Origin of the sequence: Thiohalomonas denitrificans, assembly GCF_016841685.1 — a bacterium.
Classification (GTDB): Bacteria; Pseudomonadota; Gammaproteobacteria; order Thiohalomonadales; family Thiohalomonadaceae; genus Thiohalomonas; species Thiohalomonas denitrificans_A.
Window position 1 is genome coordinate 1 of sequence record NZ_JAENYR010000119.1, and the last position, 7,556, is coordinate 7,556.

At 59.6% G+C, this 7,556-nt stretch carries 4 protein-coding genes and 1 pseudogene; 1 reads left to right on the plus strand and 4 read right to left on the minus strand.

Translation table 11 applies throughout. The features are described 5' to 3' along the window. Nucleotides 1-389 precede the first annotated feature (389 nt). On the plus strand, nt 390-2,792 hold the full coding sequence (gene lon, locus Q7L05_RS16370; RefSeq protein ID WP_303909219.1) for an endopeptidase La: 2,403 nt from the start codon (nt 390-392) through the stop codon (nt 2,790-2,792). A gap of 381 nt (nt 2,793-3,173) precedes the next feature. Here lon and hemH read toward each other — a convergent pair. From hemH to Q7L05_RS16390, 4 genes and pseudogenes are all read right to left on the minus strand, one after another. Beyond that, nucleotides 3,174-4,145, minus strand: a pseudogene (gene hemH / locus Q7L05_RS16375) (ferrochelatase); the annotation flags it as partial. 293 nt (nt 4,146-4,438) lie between these two features. Further along, nucleotides 4,439-5,092 (minus strand): adenylate kinase, encoded by a 654-nt coding sequence (gene adk, locus Q7L05_RS16380; protein WP_303909221.1) that lies wholly within the window; start codon nt 5,090-5,092, stop codon nt 4,439-4,441. Between the two features lie 334 nt (nt 5,093-5,426). After that, complete coding sequence (locus Q7L05_RS16385; RefSeq protein WP_303909223.1) at nt 5,427-6,575, minus strand: sulfur reduction protein DsrS; 1,149 nt, start codon at nt 6,573-6,575, stop codon at nt 5,427-5,429. A 327-nt stretch (nt 6,576-6,902) separates the two neighbouring features. Then, nucleotides 6,903-7,556 (minus strand): vWA domain-containing protein (locus Q7L05_RS16390; RefSeq protein WP_303909225.1); only part of this gene is annotated, 654 nt, incomplete at its 5' end.

The window sequence follows — 7,556 nt, forward strand, 5'->3', positions numbered from 1 at the left end:
GGGGTTTTGGGAGCAGGAGATTACTTCGTCGCCGGGGCTCCTCGTAATGACAGCGGGAGCAAATTCATCAGGAGGAGCCCCAGGCGACGCGGCAATCTCGGGGTTGGGAGTAGGAGATTACTTCGTCGCTGGGGCTCGTAATGACAGCGGTCAGTAGCGAGGGCACGTTCTTCAGGAGTGGCTGTCCTGCAGCTGGGGGCGCCTTTTCTCATCGACTCCGCATCCCCCTCCCGGTGTCGAATTTCCTCTATGTAACTATGTTTGGCTTATTTGAAAGCATCCGTCGGAAGCGTTGCAATCGGTTGGTTTCGACACAATGTAGTGGGTACAGCAAGCACCCGTTAAGAACGGGTTCTACAATCGCCAGTGGACAACAATGAGGTCGCTTCATGACGGACAAAGAGCCACTCGATGCCGAATATATTGATGAGGAAGGAGGCGCCGGCAGCTCTTCGGAGCTTGCCCTTTCCGCCAACGTACTGCCCCATACGCTCCACCTGTTGCCGCTTTCGGAACGGCCCTTTTTCCCGGCACAGACCTTCCCGGTGCTCATGGAGGAGGAGCTTTGGCTGGAAACCGTCGAAAAAATCGGCGAAACCACCCACCACATGGCCGCTCTTGCCCTGCTTAAACCGGGCGCCGATCCGGAAAAGATGAAACCGGACGATTTCCATCGGGTCGGCAGTGCGGTGCGCCTCCACCATCCGGCACGCTCAGACGGCAAACTGCAGTTTATCGCCGAAGGTACCCGTCGCTTCCGCATTGTCAAATGGCTCTCCAAAACACCCCCGTTTGTCGTCCAGGTGGAATATCCACGGGAAGAGAAACTCGGCAAAACCGACGAGGTGAAGGCCTACGGGATGGCCATCATCAACACCATCAAGGAGTTGCTTCCGCTCAATCCGCTGTACAGTGAGGAACTCAAGTACTTTCTCAATCGCTTCGGGCCTAACGAACCGTCACCACTGACGGATTTCGCCGCCGGACTGACCACCGCAGACAAGGAAGACCTGCAGGAGGTTCTGGAGACCTTCGGGGTCATTCCCCGCATGCAGAAGGTGATGGTACTGCTCAAGAAGGAGCTGGAGGTCGCCAAGCTCCAGAGCCATATCCGCGAGCGGGTCGAGGAGCGGATGAGCGAACAGCAGCGCAAATTCTTCCTCCGGGAACAGCTCAAGGAGATCCAGAAGGAACTGGGTCTGGAGAAGGATGATCGCACCGCAGATATCGAACGCTTCAAGGGGCGGACGGAACAGCTGGAGCTTCCGGAGCATGCCGACAAACGCCTGGAGGATGAGCTGCAGAAGCTCTCGGTGCTGGAGTCGGGTTCGCCGGAGTATACGGTCACCCGCAACTATCTCGACTGGATCACCGCCCTGCCCTGGGGCGTCTGCTCGGAGGACAAGCTGGATCTGAAGCGGGCACGGCGGATTCTCGATGCGGACCATGATGGTCTGGAGGACGTCAAGGATCGCATCATCGAGTTCCTCGCGGTCGGTTCGCTGAAAGGCGAAGTCTCCGGCTCGATACTCCTGTTGGTCGGGCCTCCCGGTGTCGGCAAGACCTCCATCGGCCGCTCCGTGGCCAATACCCTCGGACGAAAATTCTATCGCTTCTCGCTGGGCGGGATGCGCGACGAAGCCGAGATCAAGGGCCACCGCCGTACCTATATCGGAGCCATGCCGGGCAAGTTTGTCCAGGCTATCAAGGAGGCGGGGACTGCCAACCCCGTCATCATGCTGGACGAGATCGACAAAATCGGCGCTTCCTATCAGGGCGATCCCGCTTCGGCCCTGCTGGAGGTGCTCGACCCGGAACAGAACAACCACTTCCTCGACCACTATCTGGACCTGGGTTTCGACCTCTCCAAGGTGCTGTTCATCTGCACCGCCAACCAGCTCGACACCATCCCGGCGGCGCTGATGGACCGTATGGAGATCATTCGCCTCTCCGGTTATATCGCCGAAGAGAAAATGGCCATTGCCAAGCACCACCTGTGGCCGCGGCAATTGGAGAGAGCGGGGCTCAAACCGAGCAAGGTCAAGCTCTCGGATGCCGCCCTGCGCCGGATCATCGAGGATTATTCCCGCGAGGCCGGGGTAAGGAACCTGGAAAAAAGGCTCGGTGCGATCATCCGCAAATCGGTCGTACAGCTGGTGCAGGGCAACAAGGGCCCGATCCGGGTGAGCGGCAAGGATGTCGACAAGTACCTGGGCAAACCGCTCTTCCAGAGAGAGAAACCACTTACCGGGTTGGGTGTGGTCACGGGGCTGGCATGGACAGCCATGGGTGGTGCCACATTAAGCATCGAGGCCACCCTGGTGCACAGCAAGAACCGGGGCTTCAAACTGACCGGCAAACTCGGGGAAGTGATGCGCGAATCCGCCGAGATCGCCTACAGCTATGTCGCCTCGCATCTGGAGGAGTTTCAGGGACGGCAGGCCTTCTTTGACGAAGCCTTCGTTCATCTGCACGTTCCGGAGGGGGCTACGCCCAAAGACGGTCCCAGTGCCGGTGTCACCATGGCCACCGCCCTGCTCTCCCTCGCCCGCGGCCAGAAGGTCAAGCGCCCTATCGCCATGACGGGAGAGCTCACCCTTACCGGCAATGTCTTTCCGGTCGGCGGTATCCGGGAAAAGGTCATCGCCGCCAAGCGCTCCCGCATCAAGGAGCTCATCCTCCCAGAACCCAACCGTGGCGACTTCGAGGAGCTGCCAGACCATATCCGTGAAGGGATTACCGCCCACTTCGTCAGCCGCTACCGGGACATCGTACCGATCTGCTTCGGGTAATGTAACTATTCAGCCATTCCTTACTTTTGCCACGGAATCCACGGAAGAACACAGAACGGTTTATTCTCGCAAAGCCGCCAAGCCCGCCAAGAAAACCGATCTATCCCTGCTTTCTTGGCGGGCTTGGCGGCTTTGCGAGAGATTCATAGTTATTCGAACTTCCCTCCCCGTGCGGATGAGGCTCTGAATAGTTATTTTGTTTGCCACAGAGGGGAACAGAGCAGCTCTATTGGCTATTCCCGTGCAGGCGGGAATCACGAAATGAACGGTTGGCTGCGAAGAAGACCTCTGTGCACTCTCGGCAACTGCTCCATGCGTCTACCTCCTGCATCCATGCAGTCGTGTGTGCTCTGTAGCTATCCTTACCCGTCTTCAGTCGAGCCAGCTGCAGACGTTACGTTCGATCAGGCTTGCCAGGGCCTTGATGTGATCGCTTCGGTCATTCAGGGCGGGGATATAGTGGTAGGACTCGCCACCCGCACTCAGGAATAGATGGCGGTTCTCCTCGGCAATCTCCTCCAGGGTCTCCAGGCAATCCGCCGAGAAACCCGGGCACACCACATCCACACTCTTTATCCCCTCCCCGGCGAGCCGCTCCAGTGTCTCGTCGGCATACGGCCGCAGCCACTCTTCACGACCGAAACGGGACTGGAAGACCACCTGCCACTCCGCTGACTTGAGCGCCAGCCTTTCAGCGATGCCCCTGGCCGTTGTCAGGCACTGCTGATAGTAGGGATCGCCTTCGCTGCGAAATCGCAGGGGCGTGCCGTGGAACGAAAAAAGTAGCCGTTGAGCGGCGGGTCGCCCCTCTCTTGCCTCGAGAATGGACGCTGCCATGGCATCCAGATAACCGGAATCGGTGTGGTAATCCCGGATGAATCGCAGGCCGGGCACATCCCGTTGACGGCGAACCGCTGCGGCGACCGCATCGAGGGTCGAGGCGGTCGTGGAGCCGGAGTATTGCGGATAGAGCGGCAACACCAAAAGCCGGTCCACCCCCTGCCCGTGCAGTTCCTCCAGGGCCTTGGCAATCGACGGGTTGCCGTAGCGCATGCCCAGAACCACGGGCACTTCCCGGCGCAGGCGCGCTGACAGTTCCATCCGTAGCTTGTCGCTCTGTCGCCGGCTGATAGCCATCAATGGCGCTCCCTCTTCGGTCCACACTTTCCGATATAGAGCAGCGGAACGCCTGGGCCGCGTACGCAGGATAAAGCCGTTGAGGATCAGCCACCATAGCGGCCGCGGCACGTCCACCACCCGGCGATCCCAAAGGAATTCGGCGAGGTAACGGCGAAGCGCCTCGGGGGTTGGCGCATCGGGTGTACCCAGATTGGTAACGAGGATTCCCAGCATGGCTGGGGAGTATACGGTCTCAAGAGGGGCGTGGAAATCCCCGGTTACAACGGACACGTGGAAAGTTCTGGGCCAACTAACCATGGTTAACCACGGAGAACACAGAGTTGAAGCATTCTCACCCCAGGCTGTTTAGTGCCGCATCAGAGAGGATAATCGGCTCACAGAAAACCGCAGCAGGTAGGAGGGGCGCCCTCGCCGCGATTGGATTCAGCCACGAGATCGGTTCTCCGTGGTCAAAAAAAACGCGGAGGTTAAGCCTCCGCGTTTTTTCATCAAGCGATGTCGACCGATCAGCCGAGTTCCGCGAAGACCTTGTCGCGGATATCCTCGACGCCGCCGATTCCGGCGACCTGGACGTATTTCGGAGCGCGCTCTTCGCCCGTCTTCGCCCAGCTGGAGTAGAACTCCACCAGCGGCTTGGTCTGGGAATGGTAGACCTCCAGGCGCTTGCGGACGGTCTCTTCCTGGTCGTCATCGCGCTGGATGAGCGGCTCGCCAGTGACGTCGTCCTTACCCTCTTCCTTGGGCGGATTGAAGATCACGTGGTAGGTGCGGCCCGAACCGGGGTGTACGCGACGGCCACTCATGCGCTTGATGATTTCCTCATCAGGGACATCGATTTCCACAACGTAGTCGACGTCGATGTTCGATGCCTTCATGGCTTCAGCCTGAGGAATGGTACGGGGGAAGCCATCAAACAGGTAGCCGTTGGCGCAATCGGGCTCTTTGACCCGTTCCTTGACCATGCCCATGATGATGTCGTCGGAGACCAGGCCGCCCTCGTCCATGATCTTCTTGGCGGCCACACCCAGCTCCGTACCGGCCTTGACGTGCGCACGCAGCATGTCGCCCGTAGAGATCTGTGGGATATCGTATTTTTCACAAATGAACTGAGCCTGTGTCCCCTTACCTGCCCCCGGGGCACCGAGAAGGATCAACCGCATGAGTAGGTTACTCCCTTGTCTGTTTTAGCAAATTCTTCGAATTAACAGCTAATTATGCCGAGCCTTGGCGTTCGGGACCAAACAGCCGTTTGAATGGGCCGATGCGGGATATTTATACCTCCCGCGATTTGGCCTTAATTATTCACCGCAGAGGCGCGGAGTACGCAGAGAATACACGACTGCATGGATGCAAGAGATAGAACAAAGCAGGGAGCAGTTGCCGCGAGGAAACCGATGCTTATGGTTGCAGCAAAAGGCAAGGACACGGACGAGTCAGCAACGTTCGATCTCGAGCAATTCCAGCCCTCTGCGTACTCTGCGCCTCTGCGGTGAATCAGGAGTCAGGTCTATACCCGCGTAATGCGGACAACATCCGATTGACGGGCGTGGTCACCGGCTCGATCTTCTTGCGCATCACGGTTCCGATGGCATCACTCAGGGCAAACACCGGAATCACAACCCCTTCATCGATGTGTGCCAGTTCGAGCATGGCACGGAGTTCCGCCTGTAGTTCGGGAACTGCCGCCAAGATGGCCGCCAGCGCCTCATCCGGTTCACGGAGCATCGACTCCGCCTGCTCCTGAACCGCCTCGATTTCGCGCAACTGCTCCGGGTTGCGTCTGGCCGCTGCCAGATACCGGCCGATGGCATCGAGCAGGGCCCCGACCACCTCCTGATCCGCCGGTCGGCGCAGGGCATCCAAGGCGACTGCCAGGAAGGTCTGTCCGGAGCTGTCCAGCAGTTTCAGAAGCAGGATCGCGTAGGGATTACCGGCTTCGGCCAGAGGCCCCAGCGCCGTCTGTGCCGCTGCTAGATCGTGGCGTGCTCCCATAGGCTCCGGCAGGTCATCCGGAACAGCCTCGAGAAAGCCCACGCGATAGGTCTTTTTGGAACGACCGGCCTCCCAGAGCCGAAGGCGCCGCTCCTCGCTCAGCAGATCGGGCTGAAGCACCAGGCGCACGGTGTCCAGCATGTCACGGTGCTCGGTCTCGAACGGCAGGTGCTCGACCAGATGCTCGGCCAGGATGCGGCCCATCTCGCTGCGGACGATTTGCGGGCGCTCCAGCATCCGGCGGGCGTGCTCCGAGTGGGGAGCCACCCACCAGGCGCGGCGCGCCAACTCGTTATCGAGGCCCGGCGAGCAGACCACCGCCATCACCGCCTCCGGTTCACCAATCTTGAGCAGGCGGTCCAGCTGTTCATTGTCGACCTGTCCCATCCGTGTCCAGCGGCGCAGAAATACCGGGTACCCGCCCGGCGAGTCCAACACCACCGCCGCCAATGTCTCGCGCACACAGGTCAGATATCTATCCGAGCGGCAGGTGGGATTGAGCGGCACCTTCATCTCCTGCTCACCGTTCAGTCCATAAACCGTCATCCCGCCTTCATCGATCCGCACCGCCTCGGCATTGGCGATCAGAACATTGAGACGCAGTGCGTCCTCGCTGGAGAGTTCGACGTTTTGTCTTCGACTGCTTTTCAAGACCCGGCTCCTGAGAAAATTCGGCTTTTGTAAGGGTAAACCACAGAGGACACAAAGGGATTTTTAAACCACGGAGAACACAGAGGAATCAACCACTGGGGACCCAAGTGCTCGGAGTGCCTTTCCCCCGAGAAAACTACGTTTCCTGTAGGAGCGAGGGGAGTCGCGATAACGGTTCGGCTCGCGGCTTCCGCGGCTCCTACAGTAGCCTCTCCGGAGATAACCCGTTCACCTTTACAGCCCACTCACCCCGTGTTTCCCGTGCCCCACGTGAAAAAAATCCCTCTGCTTTTTCGGGGATAACGTACTCGGCGGTGAATAGCCCGCTCAATTTAACTGGATCCGCTGGCCCCACGGCACCCGGCCCTTGCCCTTGACCAGCCAGACGACGGGGAAAGTCGGCTCCCGTTCAGGGAATTCGCCTTGGGCGTCGGTGAAATAGATCAGCAGGTCCGGCGGCATAACCGAACGGTCGACGGCCTCGAATACAGGCCGGAAGTCGGTTCCACCTCCGCCCTTGAACTCCCGGGGCAACTGGAACTCATCCCACGGCTCATAGTGCCAGGGTCCGCCCTCGGCCATCTCGGTGTCGCACGCCATCAGGGTGATCTTCGCCCTGACCTGCCCCTTGATGGCATTGACCTCGGAGAGAAACTGGCGCATCTCGTCATCGCTTACCGAACCACTGGTGTCGAGCGCCACGACTACCGAGACTTCGTGGCTACGCAGACTGGGGAAAATCGCGCTCCCTTCACGACGGGAGGGACGCGAATAATTGTAGTCGTCACGGGCAGTGACATTCATGTACTTGGCCAGCAGCATCCGCCATGGCAACTGCGGCTGCAGCAGATGATCAATCATGCGCGCCAGAGCGCCACCCATCTTGCCCGCCTGCATCGCCTGCTGGGCGGCCCCTGCCATTCGCTGGCGCCAGCTCACCGCGAGCTTGTCCCGTTCCTCCCTGGACAGGGGCGGCGGCTT

What these genes read in the sequence shown, in the direction of transcription:
- lon (WP_303909219.1), top strand. Translation starts at nt 390, where the DNA reads ATGACGGACAAAGAGCCACTCGATGCCGAATATATTGATGAGGAAGGA.
- adk (WP_303909221.1), bottom strand. Translation starts at nt 5,092, where the DNA reads ATGCGGTTGATCCTTCTCGGTGCCCCGGGGGCAGGTAAGGGGACACAG.